General features: G+C 65.2%; 27 protein-coding genes. 9 read left to right on the top strand and 18 right to left on the bottom strand.

Annotated elements, in window-relative coordinates; genetic code table 11:
* Positions 1-14 precede the first annotated feature (14 nt).
* The 18 genes from queE to ruvB all read right to left on the bottom strand — a co-directional run bounded on the left by queE (position 15) and on the right by ruvB (position 16,589).
* Positions 15-683: a 7-carboxy-7-deazaguanine synthase QueE gene (queE, locus tag OPU71_RS01315; RefSeq protein ID WP_267724201.1), complete on the bottom strand. Its 669-nt coding sequence runs from the start codon at positions 681-683 to the stop codon at positions 15-17.
* On the bottom strand, positions 680-1,408 hold the full coding sequence (gene ybgF / locus OPU71_RS01310) for a tol-pal system protein YbgF (protein ID WP_267724198.1): 729 nt from the start codon (positions 1,406-1,408) through the stop codon (positions 680-682). Before ybgF ends, queE begins: the two co-directional genes overlap by 4 nt.
* 1 nt (position 1,409) lies before the next feature.
* Positions 1,410-1,925 carry a peptidoglycan-associated lipoprotein Pal gene (gene pal, locus OPU71_RS01305; RefSeq protein ID WP_267724196.1) on the bottom strand — a complete coding sequence of 172 codons (516 nt, stop codon included), beginning with the start codon at positions 1,923-1,925 and terminating at the stop codon, positions 1,410-1,412.
* Positions 1,926-1,974: 49 nt separating this feature from the next.
* Positions 1,975-3,252 (bottom strand): Tol-Pal system beta propeller repeat protein TolB, encoded by a 1,278-nt coding sequence (gene tolB / locus OPU71_RS01300; RefSeq protein ID WP_267724320.1) that lies wholly within the window; start codon positions 3,250-3,252, stop codon positions 1,975-1,977.
* A 50-nt stretch (positions 3,253-3,302) separates the two neighbouring features.
* On the bottom strand, positions 3,303-4,118 hold the full coding sequence (locus tag OPU71_RS01295; RefSeq protein ID WP_267724194.1) for an energy transducer TonB: 816 nt from the start codon (positions 4,116-4,118) through the stop codon (positions 3,303-3,305).
* Positions 4,119-4,130: 12 nt separating this feature from the next.
* On the bottom strand, positions 4,131-4,550 hold the full coding sequence (locus OPU71_RS01290) for an ExbD/TolR family protein (RefSeq protein WP_267724192.1): 420 nt from the start codon (positions 4,548-4,550) through the stop codon (positions 4,131-4,133).
* A 37-nt stretch (positions 4,551-4,587) separates the two neighbouring features.
* Complete coding sequence (gene tolQ, locus OPU71_RS01285; RefSeq protein ID WP_267724190.1) at positions 4,588-5,265, bottom strand: protein TolQ; 678 nt, start codon at positions 5,263-5,265, stop codon at positions 4,588-4,590.
* The gene (ybgC, locus tag OPU71_RS01280) at positions 5,262-5,705 is read right to left on the bottom strand and encodes a tol-pal system-associated acyl-CoA thioesterase (protein ID WP_267724188.1); all 444 of its coding nucleotides are present in this window, start codon (positions 5,703-5,705) and stop codon (positions 5,262-5,264) included. The genes tolQ and ybgC overlap by 4 nt, the downstream gene beginning before the upstream one ends.
* Before the next feature lie 64 nt (positions 5,706-5,769).
* The gene (locus OPU71_RS01275; RefSeq protein WP_267724186.1) at positions 5,770-7,068 is read right to left on the bottom strand and encodes a tetratricopeptide repeat protein; all 1,299 of its coding nucleotides are present in this window, start codon (positions 7,066-7,068) and stop codon (positions 5,770-5,772) included.
* Positions 7,069-7,099: 31 nt separating this feature from the next.
* A complete protein-coding gene (locus OPU71_RS01270; protein WP_267724185.1) occupies positions 7,100-8,407 on the bottom strand; it encodes a DUF58 domain-containing protein in 1,308 nt (435 codons plus the stop codon).
* A gap of 11 nt (positions 8,408-8,418) precedes the next feature.
* The gene (locus OPU71_RS01265) at positions 8,419-9,393 is read right to left on the bottom strand and encodes an AAA family ATPase (protein ID WP_267724183.1); all 975 of its coding nucleotides are present in this window, start codon (positions 9,391-9,393) and stop codon (positions 8,419-8,421) included.
* The gene (locus OPU71_RS01260; RefSeq protein WP_267724182.1) at positions 9,390-10,583 is read right to left on the bottom strand and encodes a DUF4350 domain-containing protein; all 1,194 of its coding nucleotides are present in this window, start codon (positions 10,581-10,583) and stop codon (positions 9,390-9,392) included. The genes OPU71_RS01265 and OPU71_RS01260 overlap by 4 nt, the downstream gene beginning before the upstream one ends.
* Positions 10,580-12,091 (bottom strand): DUF4129 domain-containing protein, encoded by a 1,512-nt coding sequence (locus OPU71_RS01255; RefSeq protein ID WP_267724181.1) that lies wholly within the window; start codon positions 12,089-12,091, stop codon positions 10,580-10,582. Before OPU71_RS01255 ends, OPU71_RS01260 begins: the two co-directional genes overlap by 4 nt.
* Positions 12,081-13,064 (bottom strand): stage II sporulation protein M, encoded by a 984-nt coding sequence (locus OPU71_RS01250; RefSeq protein ID WP_267724179.1) that lies wholly within the window; start codon positions 13,062-13,064, stop codon positions 12,081-12,083. Before OPU71_RS01250 ends, OPU71_RS01255 begins: the two co-directional genes overlap by 11 nt.
* The gene (locus tag OPU71_RS01245; protein ID WP_267724177.1) at positions 13,061-13,747 is read right to left on the bottom strand and encodes an RDD family protein; all 687 of its coding nucleotides are present in this window, start codon (positions 13,745-13,747) and stop codon (positions 13,061-13,063) included. Before OPU71_RS01245 ends, OPU71_RS01250 begins: the two co-directional genes overlap by 4 nt.
* A gap of 8 nt (positions 13,748-13,755) precedes the next feature.
* Entirely contained in the window at positions 13,756-14,535 is a 780-nt protein-coding gene (locus OPU71_RS01240; protein WP_267724175.1) for a BPSS1780 family membrane protein, read from the bottom strand.
* A 77-nt stretch (positions 14,536-14,612) separates the two neighbouring features.
* A complete protein-coding gene (locus OPU71_RS01235; RefSeq protein ID WP_267724174.1) occupies positions 14,613-15,419 on the bottom strand; it encodes a BPSS1780 family membrane protein in 807 nt (268 codons plus the stop codon).
* A 108-nt stretch (positions 15,420-15,527) separates the two neighbouring features.
* Positions 15,528-16,589: a Holliday junction branch migration DNA helicase RuvB gene (gene ruvB / locus OPU71_RS01230; RefSeq protein WP_267724173.1), complete on the bottom strand. Its 1,062-nt coding sequence runs from the start codon at positions 16,587-16,589 to the stop codon at positions 15,528-15,530.
* Between the two features lie 221 nt (positions 16,590-16,810).
* Between ruvB and OPU71_RS01225 the strand changes: the two genes are divergently transcribed.
* From OPU71_RS01225 to OPU71_RS01185, 9 genes are all read left to right on the top strand, one after another.
* The gene (locus OPU71_RS01225; RefSeq protein ID WP_324256021.1) at positions 16,811-18,073 is read left to right on the top strand and encodes a methyl-accepting chemotaxis protein; all 1,263 of its coding nucleotides are present in this window, start codon (positions 16,811-16,813) and stop codon (positions 18,071-18,073) included.
* An 8-nt stretch (positions 18,074-18,081) separates the two neighbouring features.
* Complete coding sequence (locus OPU71_RS01220; protein ID WP_267724171.1) at positions 18,082-18,450, top strand: response regulator; 369 nt, start codon at positions 18,082-18,084, stop codon at positions 18,448-18,450.
* Between the two features lie 35 nt (positions 18,451-18,485).
* The gene (locus OPU71_RS01215) at positions 18,486-18,797 is read left to right on the top strand and encodes an STAS domain-containing protein (RefSeq protein ID WP_267724169.1); all 312 of its coding nucleotides are present in this window, start codon (positions 18,486-18,488) and stop codon (positions 18,795-18,797) included.
* An 11-nt stretch (positions 18,798-18,808) separates the two neighbouring features.
* Positions 18,809-21,043 (top strand): chemotaxis protein CheA, encoded by a 2,235-nt coding sequence (locus OPU71_RS01210; RefSeq protein WP_267724167.1) that lies wholly within the window; start codon positions 18,809-18,811, stop codon positions 21,041-21,043.
* Positions 21,044-21,126: 83 nt separating this feature from the next.
* Complete coding sequence (locus OPU71_RS01205; protein WP_267724165.1) at positions 21,127-22,761, top strand: methyl-accepting chemotaxis protein; 1,635 nt, start codon at positions 21,127-21,129, stop codon at positions 22,759-22,761.
* 10 nt (positions 22,762-22,771) lie between these two features.
* Positions 22,772-23,356, top strand: coding sequence for a chemotaxis protein CheW (locus tag OPU71_RS01200; RefSeq protein ID WP_267724163.1), 585 nt, complete (start codon positions 22,772-22,774; stop codon positions 23,354-23,356).
* A gap of 5 nt (positions 23,357-23,361) precedes the next feature.
* A complete protein-coding gene (locus OPU71_RS01195; protein ID WP_267724160.1) occupies positions 23,362-24,168 on the top strand; it encodes a CheR family methyltransferase in 807 nt (268 codons plus the stop codon).
* Positions 24,158-24,688, top strand: coding sequence for a chemotaxis protein CheD (locus tag OPU71_RS01190; protein WP_267724159.1), 531 nt, complete (start codon positions 24,158-24,160; stop codon positions 24,686-24,688). The genes OPU71_RS01195 and OPU71_RS01190 overlap by 11 nt, the downstream gene beginning before the upstream one ends.
* Entirely contained in the window at positions 24,685-25,755 is a 1,071-nt protein-coding gene (locus tag OPU71_RS01185) for a protein-glutamate methylesterase/protein-glutamine glutaminase (protein WP_267724157.1), read from the top strand. Before OPU71_RS01190 ends, OPU71_RS01185 begins: the two co-directional genes overlap by 4 nt.
* The last annotated feature ends 1 nt before the right edge of the window (position 25,756 follow it).

Below are 25,756 nucleotides of genomic sequence, written 5' to 3'. Positions count from 1 at the left end.
AAGGGGGGCGGGGCTTAGCGACCCGGCTGGTTGCCCCAGATTACCTTGTGCAACTGAACCTGCATCCGCACGGCCAGGCGGTCGCGCAAGACCCACTCGGCCAATTGGTCCGGGCGCAGAGTGCCTTGCACCGGAGAGAGCAGCACGGTGCAGCGGCGATCGAGCGCGTGCGTGGCGATTTGCTCGCGCGCCCAAAGGTAGTCCGCCTCGTCGGCGAGCACGATCTTGACTTCGTCGTCGCTGCGCAATTGGGCGATGTTGGGCCAATGGTTCCTGGCTGCTTCGCCGGAACCGGGGGCCTTGAGATCCATGATGCGCGACACGCGTGGGTCGACCTGGCTGATGTCCAGCGCGCCTGAAGTCTCAAGCGATACGGAATAGCCGGCCTCGCACAGTGCGGTGAGCAGTGTCAGGCAGGGCTTCTGCGCAAGCGGCTCGCCGCCGGTGACGCACACCGTGTGGGTGCCATGCGTTGCGGTGATGGCCAGGATCTCATCGATCGTGTGCCATTCGCCGCCGGTGAAGGAGTAGGTGGTATCGCACCAGCTACAGCGCAGCGGGCAGCCGGTGAGGCGGATGAAGACGGTGGGCAGGCCAACCCGGGTCGATTCGCCTTGCAGCGAAAAGAAAATCTCGGTCAGGCGCAAACGCGTTGCGCCGACCGTGGCATCAAGACGACTCACTTCTTGCCCAGGCGCTGCTTTGCAGTCTGTGCGGCGGGGCTGGAGGGGTAGCGCGAAACGATCTTCTCGAGCGAGGCGCGCGCGCCTTTCTTGTCGCCCAGTTCTGCCTGGCAATTGGAGAGCCCGAGCAGCGCATCCGGCGCGCGAGCGTCGTCCGGCCAGGTATCCGCGGTCTTCCCGTAGTACTTGACGGCTTCGGCGATTTCCCGTTGCTGGTACAGGGCTGACGCGGCCCAGTAATTCGCGCTCGGCAGGAAGCTGCTCTTCGGGTGGGCCTTGGTGAAGGCGATGAACGCGGCCGCGGCTTCTTTGTTCTTGCCGGCCTTGACCAGATTCAACGCGGCTTCGTAGTCGCGCGTTTCGTTTGCCGGGTCGGCCGCGGGCGCTGCATCACCCCCTTCGGCGGCAACTGCCACGGTTTCGAATTTGCGCAGACGGGTGTCCAGGTCAACATAGAAATCACGCTGACGCTTTTGCGATTGGTCGAGATCGTTGGTCAGTACTTCGATCTGGCCGCGCAGTTTCGCAATTTCCTGCTTCAGGCTTTCGATCTGATTCGCCAGTTCGATCTGCCCGCGGGCAGAGGCTTCAAGCTTCTGCAGGCGGTTTTCATGATCAACGCGCAGCGCTTCGATCTGCTTGCGCGCGACGTCGTCGTCGAAAAGCCCGGCGCGGGCCGGAAGGGCAACCGCGCCGAGCATCAATGCGAGCACAATGGCTCGCATATCAGTACTCGCCCGAGTACAGCACGTCAGCACGGCGGTTGTCAGCCCATGCTGCTTCGTCATGGCCGGCGTTCTTCGGCTTCTCTTCGCCCAGGCTCACGGCTTCAAGCTGGCTGTCCTTTGCGCCGAGCATGCTCATGGCTTTCTTGACGGCCTCGGCACGCTTCTGGCCCAGGGCCAGGTTGTATTCACGCGAGCCGCGCTCGTCGGTGTTGCCCTGGATCAGCACCTTGAGTTGCGGGTTGGAGACGAGGAACTTCGAGTGGGCTTCGACCAGCGGCTGGTAGCTCGCGGTGATGTCGTACTTGTCGAATTCGAAGTAGACGCTGCGCTTCGAGAGGATGTTGTTCGGATCCTTCAGCGCGGCAAGCGGGTCAACCTTGACCGGCTCGGCTGGCTTGGTCACTTCAGCCGGCTTGGTCGGCTTGGTTTCGACGACCGGCTTGGTCTCGGTCGGTGCGGTGCTGCATGCGCCGAGGGCGATTGCGATGAGCGAAGGGAGAAGAAGTTTACGCATTTTTTACTGGCTCCTGTTTCAAATCTAAAGTTTCTTGGTACTGCTCTTATTACCTGCTCAGCGGCCCCCAGGCCGGTTCCCGGACGTCGCCCGCGAAGCCTGAAAGTCGTTGTTTGACACGTCCGTCCACGGACACGGCGGAGAGAACGCCGCGGCCGCCAACCTCGGTGGCGAAAAGAACAAGGCGCCCGTTCGGGGCGAAGCTCGGCGACTCGTCCTTGTCTGAATCAGTCAGGATCTGTACCTGCTGGCTTGCCAGGTCCATCAAGGCAATGCGGAATCGCCCCTCGCTGCGCGTGAGGTAGGCAAGCGTCTTGTTGTCGGGCGAGACGCGTGGGCTGACGTTGTAGTTGCCCTCGAAGGTCACGCGCACGGCATCACCGCCGCTTGCCGGCATCCGGTAGACCTGCGGCGAGCCGCCGCGATCCGATGTGAAGAAGAGGAACTTGCCGTCGGGCGAGTAGAAGGGCTCGGTATCGATGCCGGTCGACTGTGTCAGTCGCCGTGCGCCACTGCCGTCAGCCCGCAGTTCGTAGATCTGCGACAGGCCATCCTTGGTCAGCACTACGGCCAGGCGGCTGCCATCGGGCGCCCATGCCGGTGCGGAGTTGGAGCCTTTGAAGTTCGACAGCACGGTGCGCTGTTTGGTCGCAAGGGTGTGGAGGTACACCACCGGCTTTTTGGTCTGGAAGGATACGTAAGCCAGGCGCGTGCCATCCGGCGACCATGCGGGCGAAATGATCGGGTCGTCCGAGACCAGCGCGGCGCTGGCATTCTGCCCATCGGCATCTGCGATCTGCAACTGATACTGGCGGCCGTTCTTGACCACGTAGGCAATGCGCGTCGAGAAGGCGCCCGGTTCGCCGAGCAGCTTCTCATAGACCCAGTCAGCGATGCGGTGGGCCGCGTAGCGGAACTGCTCGGTGAGGATGGTCAGTTCAAGGCCACCCAGATCGCTCGCCTTGGTGGTATCGAAGAGCCGGAAGCGAACCGCGAGGCGTCCGTCGGCCAGGCGGGTGACGCTGCCTGCCACGAAGGCATCTGCGCCGCGGTACTTCCAGTTCGGGAAGTCGATCTTGGCCGATTCGCCGACCGGTTGCGGGCCGGTTTCGACGATGCGGAACAGGCCGCAGCGCTCAAGATCGGCGCGGACGACATCCGAGATCGAGCGTGGCAGGAGCCCGTCGCCTTCGAAGGCTGCAATCGCGATCGGGAACTGGCGCGCACCCGCGCCGGTGATCTCGATGCGAAGCTGCGCATGTGCCGGCACCGCCAGCAAGCTCGCGCCTGCCAGTCCGGTGTGAATAAAGTCACGTCTTGAAAACATCGCGGGATTATAAGTCATTGGGGCCGACCGTTTCTCCTAGTGGTCGTGAGTCACGTTTCAAAGGGTTTGAAATCCAGACTTAGTTCGCGATCAGGAAGCGTCCCATCTTCCATCTGAGGCAGTGGACTAGACTTCCTGATGGCCCGTTCCCAGGCTGCGTCAAGGGCTGCATTTCCACTCGAGGACTTTAGTCGTACCTCAAGAATCTCACCTGACGGCAATAATTTGACGTAGAAAGCCGCGTTTGGATTCCCGTTGATCCCCGGCGGCAATACGATATTCCCCCGGACTTTGGTTACGACCTTCGTTTTCCAGCCGTCGATGGCCTTCGACGCTTTCCCGCTGCTGATTCGCGCCAAATCATCATTAAGCGCGCGGTCCTGTTGCATCTTCGCCGCCTCTCGCGCGGCCTTCGTTTGCACAGCTTTGGCTTCCGCTTCAGCCGCTGCGCGCAAGTCAGGCTGGGGTTCGCGTTTCTCCGGTTTGCTTTCGGTCTTCGGCTTGGGTTCTGGTTTCGGCTCAGGCTTTGGCTCGGGTTTTTTCTCTGGCTTCTTCTCGGGTTTGGGGCTTGGCAGCGCGATATCGGGCTTGGCGGCTGGCTTGGGCGGCTCGGGTTCCGCTTTGGGTTCTGGCTTGGGCGCGGGTCGCGGCTCGACGCGTGGCGGGGGCGGAGGTGGTGCCGGGGCGGCCTGGCTGGGCGTGTTTGCGCTGACCAGGGCGACCTCGAAGGACTCGGGGGCCTTGCGCTGCCAGCTCACGCCCCAGAACAGGATCGCGATCAGGATGCCGTGTACCAGTGCGGCCAGGCCGGCCGAAAGCCACTTGCCCGGCTCGTCCACGGTCCGCATCGCTGGGTTGAATTCCATGCCCGGCGATCCCTAGCGTTTGCCCTGCTGCACCAGCAGGCCAACCTTCTGAACCTGATTCTTCTGCAGGACGTCCATCAGGTTGATGACGGCTTCGTACCTCACCCGCTTGTCGGCGGCGATCAGCACCGGCTGCTCGGCATTGCGTGCCTGCGCGTCCTGCAGCAGACCCACCAGTTCGTTCTCGCTCACTTCCCTGGCTTGGGCGCCCTTGCGGGCGCGGTCGATCACCGAAAGCTGCAGGTTCTCGTCCATGTGGATTTCGATCGGCTGCGCCGGCGGCTGGGGGGCCTTGCCCACCGAAGGCAGGTTGACATTGCCGGTGGTCATCATTGGCGTGGCGACCATGAAGATGATCAGCAGCACCAGCATCACGTCGATGTACGGCACCACGTTGATCTGGTTCATCATGCGGCGGGGGCGGCGGCTCATGACGCGCCCCCGCTGGCGGTGAGTCGTGCGGGCAGGGTCATTTGAGCTGGCGCTGCAGGATGTTCGAGAACTCTTCCATGAAGCTCTCGAAGCGGTTGGCAAGGCGGTCGATGTCGTAGGCGAAGCGGTTGTAGGCCACCACGGCAGGGATTGCGGCAAACAGGCCGATCGCGGTGGCAACCAGGGCTTCTGCGATGCCGGGCGCGACATGCGCGAGGGTTGCCGAGCCCACATCGCCGAGGCCGCGGAAGGCATTCATGATGCCCCACACGGTACCGAAGAGGCCGACATAGGGGCTCACCGAACCGGTGGTTGCGAGGAAGGCGGTGTGCGCTTCCAGATCGTCGAGTTCGCGCTGGTAGGTGGCGCGCATCGCGCGCCGTGCGCCGTCGATGATGTCGGAGGCGTCGAGATTGGGCTGGCCGCGCAGTTTTGCGAATTCGCGGTAGCCTGCTTCGAAGATGCGGCCCAGCGGCCCGACCGCTTCGCGCGAGGCGGCGGCGCTGCGATACATGGCGCCCAGGTCGCCGCCACTCCAGAACTCCTTCTCGAAATCGGCCGTATGGGCGCGCGCGGCGCGGATCGAGATCCCCTTGCGGAAGATCCAGTACCACGACATGAACGACACGCCGGCCAGAAGCGCCATCACAAGCTTGACGACAAGGCTGGCTTGCGCGATCAGGGAGAGGATTGAAAGATCGTCGTGACCGGTCATCGGTGAGATTCCGTGTGAGTGTCAGGGTGGGCCGCCATGAGCGCCCGAATGTCAGGGGGAACCGAGGCGGGTTTGCGCTTGTTCCAGTCGACGCAGACCACGCCGACGCGGCAATCGAACAAGCGCTCGCTGCCGCGCATCACGGTTTGAGCAAATACCAGCTTCGAGCGGCCGATTTCGGCGATCGAGGATTCCACGGTGAGGGCGTCATCGAGCACGCCGCTCTTGAGGTATTCGGCCTCGACGGTCCGCACGACGAAAACCAGCGCCCGTTCTTCGCGCAGCTTTTGCTGCTCGAAACCGAGGGCGCGGAGCCATTCGGTGCGTGCGCGTTCGCAGAACTTGAGGTAGTTCGCGTAGTACACAACGCCGGCGGCGTCTGTGTCTTCGTAGTAGACGCGCACCGCAAAGCGATGCGACGGAGCGTGCTGTCGATGCATCGCACAATTTTACACGCTCGTCGCCGTTCGCCTTGTAACCGCAGGTAACCAGCCCTTTTCGGGGTCAGGCGGGCTCGAAGAAAAACAGCTGTACCAGGCGGCCGTCCTGCGGTGTGCTGCCGAACACGCTGGAGAGCGAATGGAAGAAATCGCCGCGGTACAGTACGAGGCGATTGTTCTTCATTGCGAGTTCGACGATCGGCTCCCACGCCTTGCGGTCAGCGGTCAGCTCGCTAAAACGCCGCGCGTTCTGGTTGGGCAGCCATTTCTCCTGGAAGGCCTTGAAGGATGTGAAGCCGTTGCGCTTCAGGTCCTCATCAGGCAGGCGCCGCGTCCAGCCCGTGTCAAGCTGGCGCCAGAAGGTCGTGCCGCCTTGCTCCTGACCGGGCAGGTTGAGGTAGAGCACTGCGGCAAAGCGATCGCGGTTGTCGCCCTCTTCGTTGTCGACATGGATGTCGGTGCGTGCCGTCGAGTCGGCGTATGAGAGACGGCAAACGCCGTTGTCGGGTGATATCCACTTGACGCGGCGACCCAGCGCCGTGGCCACAATGGTCATGATTTCCTGCGGATCGCTGCCCCGCGTTTGCAGGCCGGGGAAGTTCTGACCGGCATAGGCCACCGGCTGGAACTCGCGCTCCAGCGCGTGCTCGCGGTAGCCGAGCGGATGGCGGACGACTTCATCAATGATCGCCAGCCCGGTGTCTGCAGCGAATTGATCGAGCGCTTCGCGGCTTGCCATCGACGGATGGCGCGCGGCATCGAGCGGCAGGCTGACGATTGGGCGCGCCTGGGCGGGGTCCGGGTCGGCAAAGCCGATCCGGCGCCGCTCGATCACCGAAGGGTCGAGCGCCAGGGCGCGGCGGTGGGCGTCGAGCGCGGCCTCGAGCTGGTTGTCGAGGTAGCACAGGCGCGAGAGTTCGTCCCAGCCCTCGGCAAACGCCGGCCGGGCGCTGACCACGCTTTGCCAGAGTTCGATCGCCTTGCCGCGTTCGCCCAGTCGCTCGGCAAGGCTGGCGGCCATGGCGGCCGCATCGGCATCGCCCGGCTCAAGCTGCGCCGCCCGCATGAAGGCCGCGAGGCCGTCTGATTCGCGCCCGACGCTGCACAGCGCCTGGCCAAGATTGAAGTGCGCCGATGCGTCTTCTGGCAGCTGCTCGGCGGCGCGGCGCATCATCGCCAGGCCCGGTTCCCGCAGCCCCATCTGGAACAGCGCCAGTCCTTGATACTTGGTCGCGGCGTGAAGGCCGGGCGCGATCTGCAGGGCGCTCTGATAGGCCCGCACTGCTTCCGGGATGCGTCCGTGGCGATGCAGTTCCATGCCACGGGCGAGGTGGATCATCGGATCGGGCTTGCGTGCGTTCATCCGGCGAGTTTAACCGCGCGTGCGGAGGCGCCTAGAGGCGACCCTCCGCCTTGACGGCCAGATAGCGGTTGACTGTTGTAATTGCGAGGCTTTCGGGCGTGGCGTCGAGGCACAGCACGCCCGCCTGGCGCAGGCGCCGGAAGCTCGCGTCGCGGCGCTGGCGGTAGTCGAGCGCCGCACCGTGCAATGCCAGGCCTTGCGTCGTGTGGGACGGGCTCGCGCAGGCCTCGTCCAGCGCGCGTTCGCGCAAGCTGGCAACCAGCACCAGATGCCGGCTCCCGAGCAGGCGCACGGCGCTGAGCAGGTTTTCATCGTCCTCGTCACGCAGGTTGGTCAGGATCACCACCAGCGCCCGCTTCTTGTCGCGCGCCAGCAACTGTTGCGCCGCCGCTTCGAAGTCAGAAGCTTCGAGGGTGGGTTCGAGGTCGTAGACCGCGTCGAGGATGCGTGCCAGCGTGGCGCGCGACTTGTGCGGCGCCAGCATGCGCTGGTGCCCGCCGAGCGTGTGCAGGCCCACGGCGTCACCGTTGCGCAGCCCTACCCAGGCCAGCAGGAGCAGCGCGTCGAGGGCGTGATCGAAGTGCGACAGCGTGCCGTCGCGCGCGCCCATGCGGCGCCCGGCGTCGACCATTAGGATGATGCGCTGGTCGCGTTCGTCCTGATATTCGCGCGAGATCAGCTTGCCGAGGCGCGCGGTGGCGCGCCAGTCGATCTGCCGCGGCGTGTCGCCTTCGCGGTATTCGCGCAGTTGTTCGAAATCCAGCCCCTGCCCGCGCCGGCGACGTTTGAGCACCCCGCTGGCGGCGGTGCGCGCATCGGCGGCCAGTAGCGCGTGCCGGCTGTAAACAGTGAAGTTCGGATACACCCGTACCGTGTTGTCCGCCGCAATCAGGTGCTGCCGCTGCCACAGCCCGAGCGGTGAGCCGACGCGCACCGCGATCGGGCCGAAGCGGTGCTCGCCGCGTGCGATCGGCCGCAAGCGGTAGGTGATGGTGCCCAGCGTACCCTCGCGCAACTGGATGCGGGCAGGCATGCCTTGCTGCTCGAAGGCGCCTGGTGTGTGGTCGCTGACTTCGGCGGGGCGTGTGCGCCGGCCGTGCCAGGCCAGTTGCAGCGTGACGCGCGAATGCTCGCCCAGCGGCAGCGCGTGCTCCAGCTTCCGGCTTGCGCTGGGGGCGTGTTCCCACCAACTCGCGGCCGCATCGCCCGCGGCCAGCAGCACGAGCAGCGTTGCCAGCGCAAACCAGGCGGGCGCCCAATCGGGCCGCAAGGCGGGCGCGAGCGCCAGCATGGCGAGCAGGCCGGTGGCAAGCAACAGGCGGCGTGCGGGTAACAGCATCGGTGTGCGATCTAGCTGCGCGGTGCGTCGACGCGTGCGAGCAGATCGTCGAGCAGTGCGCCTACTTCGAGGCCTTCGATCTCTGCTTCGGGGGATCGCATGACGCGGTGACGCAGCGCCGCGGGCGCGACGGCCTTGATGTCGTCGGGCAGCACGTAGTTGTGGCCGGCCAGCAGGGCACGGCCGCGCGCTGCGCGCACCAGCGCGATGGCCCCGCGCGGCCCGCTGCCGATCGCGATGCCCGGCCAGTCGCGGGTGGACCGGGCCAACCGCACGGCGTAGTCCAGCACGGCGTCGTCCACCGGCAGGCTGGCGGCAAGCTGCTGCATGGCAAGCAACTGGCCGGTGTTCGCAACCGTGCGCACGGCGTCCACTTCCAGCCGGTCGCCAACGCGGCCACCGGTGGCCCACGCCACCAGCGCGCGCTCGTCGGCATGTGCCGGGTAGTCGATCAGCACCTTGAGGAGGAAGCGGTCGAGCTGGGCTTCGGGCAGCGCGTAGGTGCCTTCCTGCTCGATCGGATTCTGGGTGGCAAGGACAAGGAAGGGCGGCGGCAGGCTTTCGGCCTTGCCGTCGAGGGTGACTTGCCCTTCCTGCATCACTTCGAGCAGGGCCGCCTGGGTCTTGGCCGGCGCGCGGTTGATTTCGTCGGCCAGCAAGAGGTTCGCGAAGACCGGGCCACGGCGGGTAAGGAACTGGCCGCTGCGCGCGTCGTACAAGGTGTGGCCGGTCACATCGGCCGGCATCAGATCGGGGGTGAACTGGATGCGCGAAAAGCTGCCATCGAAAGCTTTGGCCAGCGCCTTGACCAGCAGGGTCTTGCCCAAGCCCGGCACGCCTTCCAGCAGCACATGGCCGCCCGCGAACAGGGCACAAAGTGTTTCATCGACGACCTGTGCCTGGCCGATGAAAACGCGGCTGACTTCGTCGCGCAAGGCGCGGGCAAGGCGGTGGGCATCGCCCAGTTCGAGCGGGGCAGTCATCATGGGTTCCTTCTGGCAGGGCTTTGGTGCGCAGTGCGCAGGCGGTCGATCAGGCGCGACAGGGTTTGCGCCTGTCGCTGGTATTGGTGGGCGTCACGCGGGCGGTTTTCAAGGGCCGTGCGCACGGCGTGTGCGTCCAGCCCGCTGCGTCGTGCCGCTTCGTCGATCTGGTTTGCCGCGTCGCCCGGCAGACGCGCGAGCAAGTGGCGTGCTTCCTCGCGCGGACCGCGCAGCAGGCCGTCAAATTCCTGCTGGCGGAGCAGGAAGGCGGCGAGCGCTTCCAGATGCGTCCGCATGCCGGGCCGGGCGGCCGGCGGCACCGCTTGCAGCGCGCCAAAACGCACGCTGGCGCGCCACAGCAACAGCGCGATCAGTGCGGCGACGGTGGCCAGCAGGCTGCTCGCGTGTTGCCACAGCCAGGCGGGCAGCGAGGGGTATTCGGGCTGCGTGGCGAAGATGACTTCGTCGCGTGCGCCTTCGAGCAGTAGGGCGGCGGTGAAGCGCGCGTTATCGCCCTGGCCGAGCGCTTCGTTGAGCATCGGCCGGTCGTCGCACAGCACGGTCAGCATCCCGGCCCCGACGCGGAACCGCGCCACGGCGGTGGCATCAGCGGCAACATCCTTGGCGGGCTTGGCGCGCGAGTCATCGTCGTCCTCGGTGCCGCGATGGATCGGCCGGTAGCCATGCACGCTGGCAGACCAGACGACCGGGTGCGGGGCGGTGAATACATCGCACTGGCGCAGGCTGACCTGCAGTTTGCGGCCCTCGAACTGCAACAAGGCGCCATGCTTGGTGCTGTGGAGGCCGAGCGCACGCACGCCAAAGGCTTCGGCCAGACGGCGCGGTTGCCAGTCTGCCGGGACTGCGATGACGGCATGTCCGCCGGCCTTCACCCAGGCGGCGATCTGGTCGCTGGCACGGCCAGCGGCGGGATCGGGCAGGGTCTGGTTGAGCCACAGCGTTGCGTTCAGCGGCAGGCGGGCCAGTTCGGTGGCGTCGTGAATGGTGCGGGTGCGATAGCCCAGGGCACTGATCATGCGCCGCGCGGCGAGCGAGCTGTTGCGCCGAGCCTCGCCACTCTGACGGCCGGGCACCTCCACCTCGATCCATTCAAGGCGCGGCAGCAGCCATGCGCTGCCGATCAGCAGCAGGCCAAGGACAAGGATGATCGTGAGGCGGCGCTCGCGTGTCATCGCAGGGCCCCGAAGCTCGCGCGCCAGTCGGCGCAGAGCGCCGCCGCTTCGTCGTGGGAGGGGACGTTGTGCGCGTAGGCGACCGACTGCCAGCAGCGGGTGAGCTGCGCAAAGTAGCTGCGGTGCGCGCTGCCCGCACGCGTGACCCGCAGCAGGCAATCGCCTTCGGTATCACCGGGCCCGAAGGGGATGCGCTCGTGATGGGCCAGGCGTGAGAGCGCGCCGCGGTAAAGCAGCCCCAGGGCATCGCGGGCTTGCCCGCTTTCGATCAGCCTGAGCGCCGTGCTGGCAACGTCATCCGGCAGCGATTCAGGCCGGATGTCGAGCCCGCCGATTTCCGCCGGTGGTGGCGGCGGCAAGCGCCGTGCGCGCCAGACGCCCGCCTGGCGTGCCAGCAGCCACAGCAGGCCAAGCACCGCCAGCGCGATGCCGATCCAGCCGGCAAGCCGCAGGGTCTCGGCCATCCAGACACCCGCGCCGCGCCAGAAGTCGAGCCAGCGTTTCAGCCAGGGCGCGGGAGGGGCTGCGGCTTCTGCCGGCTCTTCGCGCAGGCTGAGGGTCTTGCGTTTGGTCGGGTGGCCGAACTCTGGCGCACGCAGCACTTCGGCCGCCTTTGTGGGGGCTTCGCGGATCGCAATTTCGCGGCGCGCTGCCGTGTCTGCCGCTTCGGCCGGCGCGCCCGGCAGGAATGCGCCGAGGCAGAGCGCGCAGAGCAAGGCGGCCGCAACGGAGCGGGCTGACTCGTTGGCTACGCGGCGGAACAGCAGTTCAACGTCCCAGGCTTCAAGGTCGGTGCGGCGCTTGAGGTAGAGCGCGAAACCACCGGCGACGTAGAAGGGTTCGAGCGCCGCGCTGATTGCCGCAAAGATCAGCCCGAAGCTCAGATCCATCCACAGCGTCCAGGTGGGGTCGAGCGCTTCGGGGTCAAACAGGCTACCGAGGAGGTGCTCCACGATGGACATCCCCTCCGGCATGAAGCCCTCCGCCAATGCGATCAAGCCGAACCACAGGATGTATTCAAAGTGGATGAAGCAGAAGGTGAGCGCGACGCCGGCACCGCCGACCCGATTGGTGATCACCCGGCGCCGGGCGCGGGCGGCGGCCCCTGCGAGTCCTTCGAGCTGATCAACCGGCAGGCGCACGCTGCGAAGCGGATCGAAGCGCCGCCACAACAAACCCGAAACCAGGTGCGAGGCGCGCAGCAAGCGGGGAATCTGCGCGAGCGTGGCGCGCAGGCTCGGGTGTTCGCCGAACACCGCGTGCGCCAGGCTGTGCAGGATCACGCGGTCATAGAAGGGCTTGAGCCACCAGACGATCAGTGCCGCAAGGCCGGGCATCTCGAAGCCATAACCGACGACGGCAAAGACCACCAATGCCAAGGGAAGGATCACCGCAAAACTGACGGCGAAGGCGCTGCGGGCGTTGGCCTGCACCAGCCGCACGCCCAGGTCGATGGCCTCCCAGCCGTTGCGTGGCCGCAGCGCAACGCTCAGCCGCTCAGGGCGCATTGCGCCTCCCGGCGAACAGGAGGTAGCCGATCACCAGCACCCAGTTGAATGCGCCCACACCCAGCTTGAGCGGCAAGGGCAGCGTGCGGGGCGACCAGAAGCCTTCGATGGCGGCGGCAATCACCAGCATGGCGGCGGCGCCCGCAACGATGCCGATCACGCTGCGGGCCGCCTGGCGAAGTGCGGCACTGCGCGAGTGATCGCCCGGCGCCAGCAAGGCCAGACCCAGCTTCAGGCCGGCCGCGCCGCACAGCACGATGGCGGTCAATTCAAAGCTGCTGTGGCCGGCAACGAAGGAGTAGAAGCGCGCTGCATGGCCCAGGTTCACCACATGCGCTTCGATCGTGCCCATGAAGGTGCCGTTGTAGAGCAGTGCTGCGAGGCTGCCAAGGCCCGCGAGCAAGCCGCCGGCGAAGGTTTTGAATGCGAGCCCGATGTTGTTGTAGATGTAGAAGCCGAACATCGTCAGGTCGTCGCGCGCACCGCGTTGCGTGCCCAGCGCGTCGGCGTCGGGGCCGTACATGGTGTCGAACTGTGCAAGCTGGTCCGCCGGCAGAACGATGTAGGCAAAGTCAGGCTGCGCGCGCACCGCAATCATCGTGAGTACGTAGGGCAGCACGAACGCGAGCGTTGCCGCCAGCAAGACGCGCCACTCGCGGCGCACCTCTTGCGCAAAGCCGCCGGCAAGGTAGGCGAAAAAGCGCGACAGGCCGCCGCCGGGCGTGCCGTAGAGTGCGTCGTGCCCTTCGAGCGCAAGCCTGTGCAGGCGCTCGGTGACCGCCGGGCCGTAGTCGCGGGAGCGGGCCAATGCGAGTTGCTGGCAGATTTCACGGTAGCGCGGTGCCATCTCCACATCGGCGAACGGCGTCGCCTGCTTGGCGCGCTGGCGGCGCGGCAGTCTTGTGTGCTTCAACCACAGATCGAACTCGTCCCAGCGTGCGGCGAAGCGGGCCTCGAATTGCTCCTGCCTCATCGTTCGCGCCCGGTGAGGTGGTGGGCGAGGCCGTAGAGGCGCTCAACCGCCTGCTGGCCCAGCGCGTCGTCGGTCAGCATCGGTGCTTGTTCGGCGAGTTCTTCCGCGCGTTCCGGCGAGAGCCGGGGTGCCCGCTCGGCAAAGGCCAGCACGGCCCGCTGTGCGGTGCGCGATAGCGGCGCCTTTGTGCGCCAGTGTGGCGCCTCGGGCGCGATGGGCAAGGGGCTTGCGCTGCGGCGATAGGTGACGATGGTGTCGGCGACGATGTCGCCGAGGCGGCGGAACTCGCGCGACATCAGCATCGAGATGAGCCCCAGCGCGTAGAGAAAGGGCAGGAAGTCAGCCACCCGCAACAGGTTGCGGGTCAGCGACGGCCCCCAGCCGACCGGGCTGCCGTCGCCATTGAGCACCACCAGACCAAGTGCCCGCTTGCCAGGCGTGGCGCCCCTGCCGAGCACCTCGAACAGCACCGGATAGAACCATTCAATCAGGAACACCGCCACCAGGACGAGGCCGGTGCCGCCCTTGCCAAACGCACTGAGCGGAATTGCAATGGCAAGGTAGATGCCGCCACGGATCGCCAGATCAATCAACCAGGCCAAGGCACGCGGCACCGGGCCTGCGCAGTGCAGTCGCAGGGCAATCAGCTCTGGCGTTGAGACCTCGCGAACCGTGTCGAGCATTGCGCCGATCAGCGCTCCAGGAAGAGGTCGCGGTAGGCGGTGTAGATCGACACCGACATCGCAGGGCCCGCAACCAGGAGGCCGAGGCCGAACGGGATCACGGCGATGATCATCACGACCGTTGCGACCAGGCTGAACACGATCGCGGCGGGCAGATTGCGGAGCGTGACCTTGAAGCTGGTCTTCATGGCGTCAAGTGGTTGCATGTCGTGCCGCAGAACCAGGGCCGGGGCGAACCAGATCAGCGAATACACGAGCAGGCCGGCGGCCATGAAAACCGGTATTGCAAGCAGCAGCAAGCCGATGTTGGCGAGCAAGGCCTGGCTGCCGCCACTCATCACCGATGCGAATACCGTCACCGCGCCGACCGCGAAGATGATTCCGAACACCACGAAGGATGCAACGAGGAACAGCAGACCCACCAGGGCGAGCGGCCCGAATTTTTCGCGGAAGCCGGCGAACAGGTCGCCCACTTCGACGCGCTCGCCAGCATCCTGCTTGGCCGCTGCAACGATGAAGCCGGCGAACAGCACCGGCAAGAGGATATTGCTGACCATGCCGAGCAGCGGAATCATGCTCAGCACGACGATGATCACCATCATCAGCAACCACATCAGCACCCACGGGCCCAGTTGTGCGAACACCATGCTGAACGCTTCGGTGATCCACGCCAGCCCGCGGCCGGCCGCCACCTTGCGACCTTCGGGCAGGAAGCCTGCGCCGTCGGCGGATTCAACAACGTCCTTGACCGTCGCTACGGGCGGCGAGTAGGGATTCTCGGCAGACATGGCGCGCTTTCTGAAGGAGTGGAAGGTGCGGCGATCATACCGCGCCCCCGCAGGCGCGCGGCGACTTCGCACAGGGATCAGTCAGATGCGAGGTAGATATCGCGGTAGGCGCAGTATTCGAGCAAAAACAGCACCGGTAAGAGGGCTAACCATCCTAAGCCGAACGGAATCGTCGCCCCGATGGCAAGGACAAAGAGCCAGAAGCCCAATACGAGGAGCGCTGGTGTGTTCTTGTGCCAGCCGGCGGCACTGGCGAACATGGCCTTCGGCGCCGACAAGCCGTGTTCGTGTATCAGATATGGTGCAAAGGCTGAGATAGAAAGAATCAGCCAGGAAGTTCCGACCTGAGTGATCCAGTACACGGCGCCTTGCGCATTCATGAATCGCTCGGTGTCCTGGTCAGAGCCAAGACCAAAGAACACCACTAGAGGATCCTTGAGGCCGAACACGAAGTAGTCAAGCGTAAGGCAGGCCAGATCGAGCACCACGCAGCACGCTCCTACCTGAAGTAATGGCACTGGGCGATGCTTGAACCCGGCAAGCAGGTCTGTCAGCGAGAATTTGGCCGTCAGATTTACGTTGTTGGCACAGACGCCGACCCCGGCCAGAAAGAGGGGAGCCAGCAGCGTAACAATCAGCGAAAACGGTGATAGACCCGGCACACGAATCACGGCAACGTGAAGCGCAGTTGCCGCAGCGATCACGATCCACCATTTCAATGCTTCGGGTTTGAATAGGGCCCAAGCATTCTGGAGCCACTGCCAAGGACGGTCAGTACCGACACGCCGGCCCAGAGGGTGCAGTAGTTCGAGGGAGCCCGAGCGGGACTCGGGCGCGTCAAAGACGGTTGCAACCGGTGGTGCGTAAGGGTTCTCGTGAGCCATTGCGGCGCTGCTTCGGGGAGGGAGGACGGGCAAAATCCTACTGCAAGGCAGGATTGCAGAGGGCCTGTGCCATGCGCCTGCCGTGCCGGTTGTCACACCCCGCGCGGCTCAGTCCTTCCAGAGTTCCGCCGTTGCGCTGTTGGGCGGCAGCAGGCCGAGGTGGCGGTACACCGCAGCGGTTGCAACGCGGCCGCGTGGCGTGCGTTGCAGATAGCCTTGCTGGATCAGGTAGGGCTCCAGTACGTCTTCGATCGTGTCGCGCGATTCACCGATCGCCGCCGCAAGGTTGTCGACGCCGACCGGGCCGCCGGAGAATTTCTCGATCACCGCGTCGAGCAGCTTGCGGTCCATGATGTCGAGGCCGACCGGGTCGACGTCGAGCATCGTCAGCGCGGCATCGGCCACCGGACGGGTGATTTCGCCATCGGCTTTGACCTCGGCGAAGTCGCGCACCCGGCGCAACAGCCGGTTGGCGATTCGCGGGGTGCCGCGGGCGCGGCGTGCGATCTCCAGTGCGCCATCGTCTTCGATCGTTACCTTGAGCAGCTGCGCCGAGCGCCCGACGATCTGGCGCAGTTCTTCGGCGTTGTAGAACTCCAGCCGCGAGACGATACCGAAGCGGTCGCGCAGCGGGTTGGTCAGCATGCCGGCGCGCGTGGTGGCGCCGACCAGCGTAAAGGGCGGCAGGTCCAGCTTGACCGAGCGGGCGGCGGGGCCCTCGCCGATCATGATGTCGATCTGGTAGTCCTCCAGCGCCGGGTAGAGCACTTCTTCAACCACTGGCGAGAGGCGGTGGATTTCGTCGATGAACAGCACGTCGTGCGGTTCGAGGTTGGTCAGCAGTGCGGCGAGGTCGCCGGCGCGTTCGAGCACCGGGCCGGAGGTCTGGCGCAGGTTCACGCCCATCTCGGCGGCAATGATGTGGGCCAGCGTGGTCTTGCCCAGCCCCGGCGGGCCGAAGAGCAGGACGTGATCGAGCGCTTCCTTGCGCTTGCGCGCGGCGCCAATGAAGATTTCAAGCTGTTCGCGGATCTTCACCTGCCCGGTGTAGTCGGCCAGGCGCTTGGGGCGCAGCGCGCGCTCCAGCGCCTCTTCCTGTGCGGAGGCGGGCACCGCTGAAATGATGCGTTCGGGCGGCGGGAGGGGGGCAAGGCGGTCAGTTTCGATCATGGCGTGAGTTTAGCCTGTCCGTCAGGGCACGTTTTGCGCGTGCTGCTTCCATAGCAGCTTGCGGCGAGCGGCGCCAGACATTGTCACGCATTTGACATTCGACAAACGCGCGGACGGCCGTGTGAAAAATTCCCTCAAGTTTCTCGGCGCCCGGCCGTTTGGCATCCAGTGGGTGGCATTACCTGCAAGGGTGGGCAAACGGATCGTGGGGGGCTGGCAGCGTGACGAAAGCGATTGCGTCAGAGAACAAGCAACCGGATGCGGCAGCCCTGTGCGCTGCGCCGGGGCCAAGCTGGCCAGAGATTCGCCGCTTCATGCTTGCGATTGCGGCGGGCGTGGCGCTGCTCGGCACCGTGGCGATCGGCTTTGCGGCGCAGTGGTCGGGCGCGGCGTTTGTCGCGATAGGGCTCTACAACCTGGTGCTGGTTGTTGCGTTGCTGGTGATTCGTGCCCCGATCAGAAAACTGACCGAGAAACGCCACGATGCCGCCGCCGCGGCCGTCCGGATGGAGCGGCACTACCGCCATGTGGTGGAGCGACAGAGGCGGCTGGCGGCCTTGTGTGACGAGCTGTTGCCGCTGTGGGCGCGGCATGTTGAAACGGCCCGCACCGAAACCATGGTGTCGGTCGAGCGCCTGGTGGTGAGTTTTGGCGAGGTGGTCGTGCGCCTGCAGGAGGCGATCCGCACCGCCCAGATCAGCGGCGATCAGGAGCACGGCGCCGGGTTTGTCGGCGCACTCCAGGAGTGTGAGGCACGCTTGCTGCCGGTGATCGGCGCGCTCTCATCGGTGATGGAAGTCAAGAACACGCTGCTGGGGGAGATCCAGCGACTGGAAAGCACCACCGGCGAACTTCGCACCATGGCGGGCGAGGTCGCTGGTATCGCAGCCCAGACCAATCTGCTGGCCCTGAACGCCGCCATTGAAGCGGCCCGCGCGGGCGAGGCCGGGCGCGGCTTTGCGGTGGTGGCCGACGAAGTACGCAAGCTCTCCACCGCCTCTGGCCAGACAGGGCAGCGGATCAGTGAGCGGGTACAACGTGTGGGTGAGGCGATGAGCTCCGCCGCCAATGTGGCCAGCGCCTCGGCCGCCGAAGACAGCCGTGTGGTGGTGGATGCCGAAAGTGCGATCCGAGAGGTGCTGGTCAGTCTTGAAACCAGCGCGCAGGAGGTGATCGCGTCGTCTGATGTGCTGCAGCGCGACAGCCGTGAAATCAGCGCACAGATTGAAACCCTGCTGGTGGGGTTTCAGTTTCAGGATCGCATCAGCCAGATTCTCACGCTGGTCTGTGCCGACATGAGCAAGTTGCAGGACGTCGTGCGCGACGTTGATCCGGAAGGCGGTGCCGACAGCCTGGAGCGCCTGGATCCGACGACCTGGCTTGCCGAGATGGAGCGGCGTTACGCCATGGCCGAGCAGCGCATCAATCATGCGGGTGGGCAGGCCAAGGCCGCCAGCAACGCTTCAGATATCACATTCTTCTAGGAAGTCAGATGAACAAGACCGTCATGGTGGTGGATGACTCGGCCAGCGTTCGTCAGGTCGTCAGCATTACGCTCAAGAGTGCGGGATACGACGTGGTCGAGGCCTGCGATGGTAAAGATGCACTGGGCAAGCTCAATGGCCAGAAGCTGAATCTGATCATTTGCGATGTGAACATGCCCAACCTTGATGGCATCAGCTTCGTCAAGGAACTCAAGAAGACGACGCAACATCGCTTCACGCCGGTGATCATGCTGACCACCGAGAGCGAGGAAGCGAAGAAGAAAGAAGGGCAGGCGGCCGGTGCGCGCGCCTGGATCGTCAAGCCCTTCCAGCCGGCACAGATGCTCAATGCCGTAGCCAAGCTTTGCCTGCCCTGAGGGGCCTTGATGCAAACCGATGGAGCCCGTGCAGCATGATCCAGATCAGCAGCGAGGCCGGCCGCAGCGTTGCCCGGCTTGAAGGGGAATTCACGATCTACCAGGCGGCGGAAAGCAAGCCACCCTTGATGGCTGCAATCGCAGACAGCGAGGAGCTGGAAATCAACCTCGCAGGGGTGACGGAGATTGACTCTGCCGGGTTGCAGCTGCTGCTGCTGGCCAAGCGCGAGGCGCTGCGCACCGGAAAATCAGTTCGGCTGGTGGCGCATAGCGAGGCCACGCTGGCCGTTATCGACCTGCTGGGTCTTGCCGGCTACTTCGGCGACCCGCTTGTACTTCGGGCTTGAGGACGTCAGCGATGAGTAGCAACCCTGCCTTGAACGAAGCGCGCGACACCTTTTTCGCCGAGAGTCGCGAAATGCTGCAAGTGATTGAGGACACCCTTCTCGCGCTTGAATCGAATGCGGCCGACGATGAAACGATCAACGCGTTGTTCCGCGCTGCGCACACCATCAAGGGGTCGGCGGGCCTGTTCGATTTTGAGCGAATCGTCCGCTTCACTCATGTGGTCGAGAGTGTGTTGCAGCGGGTGCGCGATGGCGCGATACGGCTTCTGCCACCGTTGGTCTCGCTGCTCCTGGTGTGCGGCGACCAGATCGCCGCGCTGCTGGCCGAGGCAGAGGCCGATACGCTCGCCAAGAGCCCTGCACCCCACCCCAATACCGACGCCCATGGCGCAGAGTTGGTGGCGCAGCTCAACGACTATCTTGCGCCAGCGGCTGCTGGCGGGGCGCTTTTGCGCACGGCGGACCCGATTGCCGAGCCGGTACCGGCCGCGCACGGAGGCGTGGCCTCCGAACACTGGCATATCTCGGTGCGCTTCGGCCCGGATGTGCTGCGCAACGGCATGGACCCGCTTTCGTTTGTCCGCTACCTCGGCTCGCTCGGGCGCCTGATCAGCGTGAGCACGGTGTTCGACGGTATGCCCGACGCCGCGACGATGGACCCGGAAACCTGCTATCTCGGCTTTGAAATCGCACTGATGACCGACGCTGATCGGCAGACCATCGCTGACGCCTTCGAGTTCGTGCGGGATGACTGCGCGCTGCGCATCCTGCCGCCGCACAGCAAGCTGGCCGAGTATGTGCAGCTCATCGCGGCGATGCCGGAAGACGACATCCGCCTGGGCGAGTTGCTGGTGCGCAGCGGCTCACTAACCGAGGCCGAACTGGCGGCCGGGCTGTCGGCGCAGGGTCAGCGGCGGGTGCCGGGCGAGGCGCCGCCGCAACTGGGCGAAATTCTGCTCGGCCAGCAGTCGGTCGAGGCACCGGTGCTGAACGCGGCGCTGGATAAACAGTTGCGGGTGCGCGAGCGTGTTGCACAGGAAAGCCGCTTTGTCAGGGTGCGCGCCGACAAGCTCGATCAATTGATCAACCTTGTTGGCGAACTGGTGGTGGCCAGCGCGGGCGTGAATCTGCGCGCGCTCGCCCTCAAGGACGCGGCCTTGCAGGAAGCCACCGCGTCGCTCACCCACCTGGTCGAGCAGATCCGCGACGATGCCTTGCAACTGCGCATGGTGCAGTTGGCCGAAACCTTCAACCGTTTCAACCGCATCGTGCGCGATACCGCCCGTGAGCTGGGCAAAGAGATCGAGTTGCAGATCGAAGGCGGCGACACCGAACTCGACAAGACGATGGTTGAAAAGCTGGCCGATCCGCTGATGCACCTGGTGCGCAACGCGATCGACCACGGCATCGAGGCGCCGGAAGTGCGCGCGGCGGCGGGCAAGCCCCGTTGCGGCACGCTGACGCTGGCGGCGTGCCACGACTCGGGCAGCATCGTGATCACGGTGCGCGACGACGGTGCGGGCCTCTCGCGCGAGCGCCTGCTCAAGAAAGGCATCGAACGCGGTCTCGTGGCCCCGGGCGATCAGCTCAGCGACAGCGAGGTCTTCAACCTGATCTTCGCGCCTGGATTCTCGACGGCGCAGACGGTCACCGAGCTTTCCGGGCGTGGCGTTGGCATGGATGTGGTCAAGCGCAACATCCAGGCGCTGCGGGGCGTTGTGTCGCTCGGCAGCGAACCGGGCCGTGGCACCACCGTCACGATGCGCCTGCCACTGACGCTGGCGATCATCGACGGTTTTCTGGTGGGCGTTGCGGGCGCAATGTTCGTCGTGCCGCAGGAGCTGGTGATCGAATGCATCGAGGCGCCCGCGCTTGATTTGCAGCAGGACTACCTGAACCTGCGTGGCGAGGTGCTGCCCTTCCTGCGGCTCGATCAAATGCTCGGCAGCGTCGGTGAGCCGGTGGCCACGCGCAATACCCGCCGATCGAGCGTGGTGGTGGTGCGTACCGGCAGCGGCAAGGCAGGCCTGCTGGTCGATAGCCTGCACGGCGAGTTCCACACCGTGATCAAGCCCTTGGGCAAGTTGTTCCAGAACATCCGCGGCGTGAGCGACGCAACCATTCTTGGCAATGGCGAAGTCGCGCTGGTACTCGATGTCAGCGCGCTGGTCGGCAGCGCGGCAACGCGTTTGCAGGGCGGCACCGTGCCGGCCCACGGTTCGCGCGCATTGGCGCAGGCAGTTTGAGTGGCGGGCCGGCGGCGAGTCGGCACGAAGCAGTTCCAGGCGAATTGAACATCACACAGAACGGCTGTTAAGGGGGAAGCAAAATGTCTGCAAGGTCTTTGAAGGTGTGGCAACGGCTTGCGCTCGGCTTTGGCGCCGTCGTGGCCCTCCTGATTGCGGTGGCGGTGACGGGCATCAGCAGCCTGAACCAGATCAACGACGAGGTCGACAAGATGGTGAACGACCGTTTCCCCAAGACTGTCTGGGCCAACAACGTGATTGAAGTGCTCAACACGCAGGCCTTGACGCTGCGCAATGCGCTGATCGCTGCCGATCTGGCCCAGGCAAAGGTGGCGGCCGAAGCGATTCGAGAGAAGCGCAAGGTCGCCGCCGAGAACCTGGATAAGCTCGACAAGAGCATTCGTTCCGATCGGGGGCGCGAACTGATCAAGGCGGTGATGGACGCGCGCGCCACCTTCGTCGAGCACCAGGACAAGATGCTCGATCTGATCGAGGACGGCAAGTTCGCCGAAACCCGCGAATTCATGACCACGGTTGCCGCCAAGAGCGCCCCGACCTACATCGCTGCACTGGGCAAGATCATCGACTTTCAGACCGAGATGATGGAGACCAGCGGGAAAGAGGCCGATGCCAATGTGGCCGCATCCCTGCGGATCATGCTGGGCCTCGGGCTGGCGGCGGTCTTGATTGCTACGCTTATTGCCTGGTGGATTACCCGCGGCATGATGCGCCAACTCGGTGGCGAGCCGGATTACGCGGCGGACATGATGGCCAAGGTGGCGGCCGGCGACCTGACGGTGAAGATTTCCACTGGCGAGAAAGACCAGAGCAGCCTGCTGTACGCGATCAAGACCACGGTTGAAAAACTCGCAGGCACGATTGGCGAGGTGCGCAGTGCGGCGGATAACCTTTCGAGCGCATCCGAAGAGATCAGCGCCACCGCGCAGTCGCTTTCGCAAGGTGCGTCGGAGCAGGCGGCCAGCGTTGAAGAGACGAGCGCCTCGATCGAGCAGATGACCGCGTCGATCAGCCAGAACACCGAAAACGCCAAGGTCACCGACAGCATGGCGACCAAGGCCGCACGCGAAGCCACCGAAGGCGGTGGTGCGGTTCAGCAGACCGTCGAGGCAATGAAGAAGATCGCCGACCGGATCGGCATCATCGACGACATTGCCTACCAGACCAATCTGTTGGCACTCAACGCGGCGATCGAGGCCGCGCGGGCCGGTGAGCATGGCAAGGGCTTCGCGGTGGTGGCGGCCGAGGTGCGCAAATTGGCCGAACGCAGCCAGGTGGCGGCACAGGAAATCGGCGAACTGGCCAGCGGCAGCGTCAAGACCGCCGAACGGGCGGGCGCGCTGCTCAATGAAATCGTCCCCTCGATCAACAAGACTTCCGATCTGGTGCAGGAGATTGCGGCGGCGTCGGAAGAGCAAAGCAGCGGGGTCAGCCAGATCAACGGCGCGATGAGCCAGCTCAACCAGAGCACCCAGCAGAACGCGTCGGCGTCTGAACAACTGGCCGCCACGTCTGAGGAAATGAGCGGGCAGGCCGAACAACTGCAGCAGTTGATGGCCTTCTTCAAGGTGGAAGGCGCCACCGGCGGCGTGGCCAGCGCGCGCCGCCCGGCCGCCCGCAAGGCGCCTGCAGCCGGGGCACGGCGGGTGGTGTCGCGCGATGCATCGGCGCCCAATGAAGCCGACTTCGAGCGATTCTAGGATCGGCGCGATGAGTGCCCTCACCCAGACCGCGCCCGCCCGGCTTCAGGCGGGCGAGTCCGGCGAAACCAGCCGGCAGTACCTTGCGTTCATGCTTGGCGGCGAGTTGTATGCCGTCGAGATTCTGCGGATCAAGGAGATCATTGAATACGGCGCGCTGACCACCGTGCCGATGATGCCCAGCTTCGTGAGAGGGGTAATCAACCTGCGAGGCAGCGTGCTGCCGGTGATTGACCTGCAGGCACGCTTTGGCCGTGCACCAACGCAGGTGGCAAAGCGAACCTGCATCGTCATCGTCGAAATCCATAGTGACGCCGAGGATGCCGCCAGCCAGTCGCAAACGATTGGCGTGATGGTCGATGCCGTGAACGAAGTGGTTGAGATCAACGCCAACCAGATCGAACCGCCGCCCAGCTTTGGCGTGAAGATCCGGCCTGACTTCATCGCCGGCATGGGCAAGCTGGGCAAGCAGTTCGTGATCCTGCTTGAGCTCGACAAAGTGCTCTCGGTCGACGAAATGGCCAGCCTGGCCGTGCAGTCGGCCAGTGCGCCGGCCGCCGAGCAGGCACTGCTGGAGCGAAACGCCGGAGACTGACGCACTTGCCTGAACTCAGCGGGGCGGAATTCGAGCTGTTTCGCAGTTTCCTGCATCGGGTAGCTGGTATCAGCTTGTCAGACAGCAAGCGTCCGCTCGTCAGCGGACGCTTGGCCAAGCGCTTGCAAGCCTGCAACTGCGGCAGCTACGAGGCTTACTACCACTTGATCGCCGATGGCGGCTGTGCGGAGGAAACCCAGCGTGCGCTTGACCTGCTCACCACCAATGAAACCCACTTTTTCCGCGAGAGCGACCACTTCAGGGTGCTCACCGCGCTGGCCCGCGCGGCCAAGCGCAGGCCTTACCGGGTCTGGTGCGCGGCCAGTTCAAGCGGCGAGGAACCCTACTCGATTGCGATGACGCTCGCCGAGGCCCTGGGCCTGCAGTCTGACTGGCAAGTGCTGGCCTCGGATTTGAGCACCCGCATGCTGCAGGCGGCCAGCCATGCCTGCTACCCGATCGAGGACGCCGCGCGGATTCCACCCGCGCTGTTGCGGCGCTATTGTCTGCGTGGCATCGGGCCGCAAAGCGGCACCTTCCTGATTGAGCGCACGCTAAGGGCGCGGGTACAGTTCCGGCAGATCAACCTCAACGACGCCTTCCCCGCGATCGGGACGTTTGATTGTGTCTTTCTGCGCAACGTGATGATCTACTTCGATCTGGCCATGAAGCGCAAGGTGGCCGAGAAGATTGCCGCCTGCCTGGCGCCGGGCGGGCGTCTGGTGATCGGCCATGCCGAATCCTTGCAGGGCGTTACGCCAATGCTGGTTCAAAGGGCGCCGACGGTTTATGGACGAAGCGATGAGCACTGACGGCACGCCGCACAAGGATGTCTTCCTCAAGCCCGGCGAATTTCACTTCGGCGATGCGCACACCCGCGTGCGCACGCTGCTCGGCTCATGCGTGGCGATTACCTTGTGGCACCCCAGGCGACGGGTGGGCGGGATGTGCCACTTCCTGCTGCCCTCGCGTATCCGCCCCAATGGCGCCGAGCGCGACTCGCGCTATGCCAACGAGGCGGTCGAGTGCTTCCTGCACGAGCTTGAGCGCCTCAACACGCCCGCATCGGAGTACCAGGCCAAGCTGTTCGGCGGCGGCTCGATGTTCCCCACGTTGCAACGCAGCGGTGGGGGTGACGACGGCCTTGCGGTGCCGGAGCGCAACATCCTCGCCGCCGAATCGCTGATGCGCACCCACGGCTTCAATGTATGCGCGCGGGATCTGGGCGGGCAGGGGCATCGCACGATCATCTTTGACATCTGGTCTGGCGATGTCTGGTGCCGGCACCGCCCCTTGCTGCAAGACCCCGCTGATCTGCCGAGCTGCCCATGAAGCCGACGATCAAGGTGATGGTGGTCGATGATTCCGCCGTGGTGCGGCAGGTCACTTCTGCCTTGCTGGCGCGCGATCGCGAGATCGAAGTGATCGGTGCCGCGTCCGATCCGATCTTCGCAATGGAACGGATGAAGCGGCAGTGGCCCGACGTGATCGTGCTGGATGTCGAAATGCCGCGCATGGACGGCATCACCTTCCTGCGCAAGCTGATGGCCGAGCGCCCGACGCCGGTGGTGATCTGCTCCTCGCTGACTGAACGCGGCGCCGAAACGACGCTGCAGGCGCTTGCGGCCGGCGCGGTGAGCATCATCACCAAACCCAAGGCGGGTGTCAGGAGCTTCCTGGAAGACGCATCCAACGACCTGATTGCGGCGGTCAAGGCCGCCGCGCGCGCGAACCTGGGCGCCCTTAAGGCCGCGGCCAGTGCCCCGCCGCCGGCAGAGAAGCTTTCGGCCGATGCGGTGCTGCCACCGCCCGGCCAGCGGGCGATGGCCGAAACCACCGACCGCATCGTGGCGATCGGCACTTCCACCGGCGGCACGCAGGCGCTGGAAGTGGTGCTCGCGGCGCTGCCCGGCGTGTGCCCCGGCATTGTCGTGGTGCAGCACATGCCCGAGCGCTTTACCGCGCTGTTTGCCGAGCGGCTCAACGGCGTATGCCAGGTTGAAGTGGCCGAAGCGCGCAACGGCGACCGGGTGATCCCCGGCCGCGTGCTGATCGCACCGGGCGGGCGGCATCTCACGGTGCGCCGCAGCGGCGCGCAGTATCTGGCTGAGGTGCGCGACGGCCCACTGGTCAATCGCCATCGCCCCTCGGTGGATGTGTTGTTCCGCGCCGTTGCGCAGTGCGCCGGCCGCAATGCGATGGGCGTGATCATGACCGGCATGGGTGACGACGGTGCGCGTGGCTTGCGCGAGATGCACGAAGCCGGCGCCCAGACCTTCGCGCAGAACGAGGCCACCTGCGTGGTCTACGGCATGCCCAAGGAGGCGGTGGCGCTTGGCGGCGTTGATCGCATCGTGCCGCTTCAGCAGATCGCGCGCGAGATCGTCGCCTTCGGCTGAG

It is taken from the genome of Niveibacterium sp. 24ML, from assembly GCF_026586805.1.
Taxonomy (GTDB): Bacteria; Pseudomonadota; Gammaproteobacteria; order Burkholderiales; family Rhodocyclaceae; genus Niveibacterium.
Note: the sequence above shows the minus strand (reverse complement) of the source record. Positions and strands in the feature narration are given on the sequence as shown.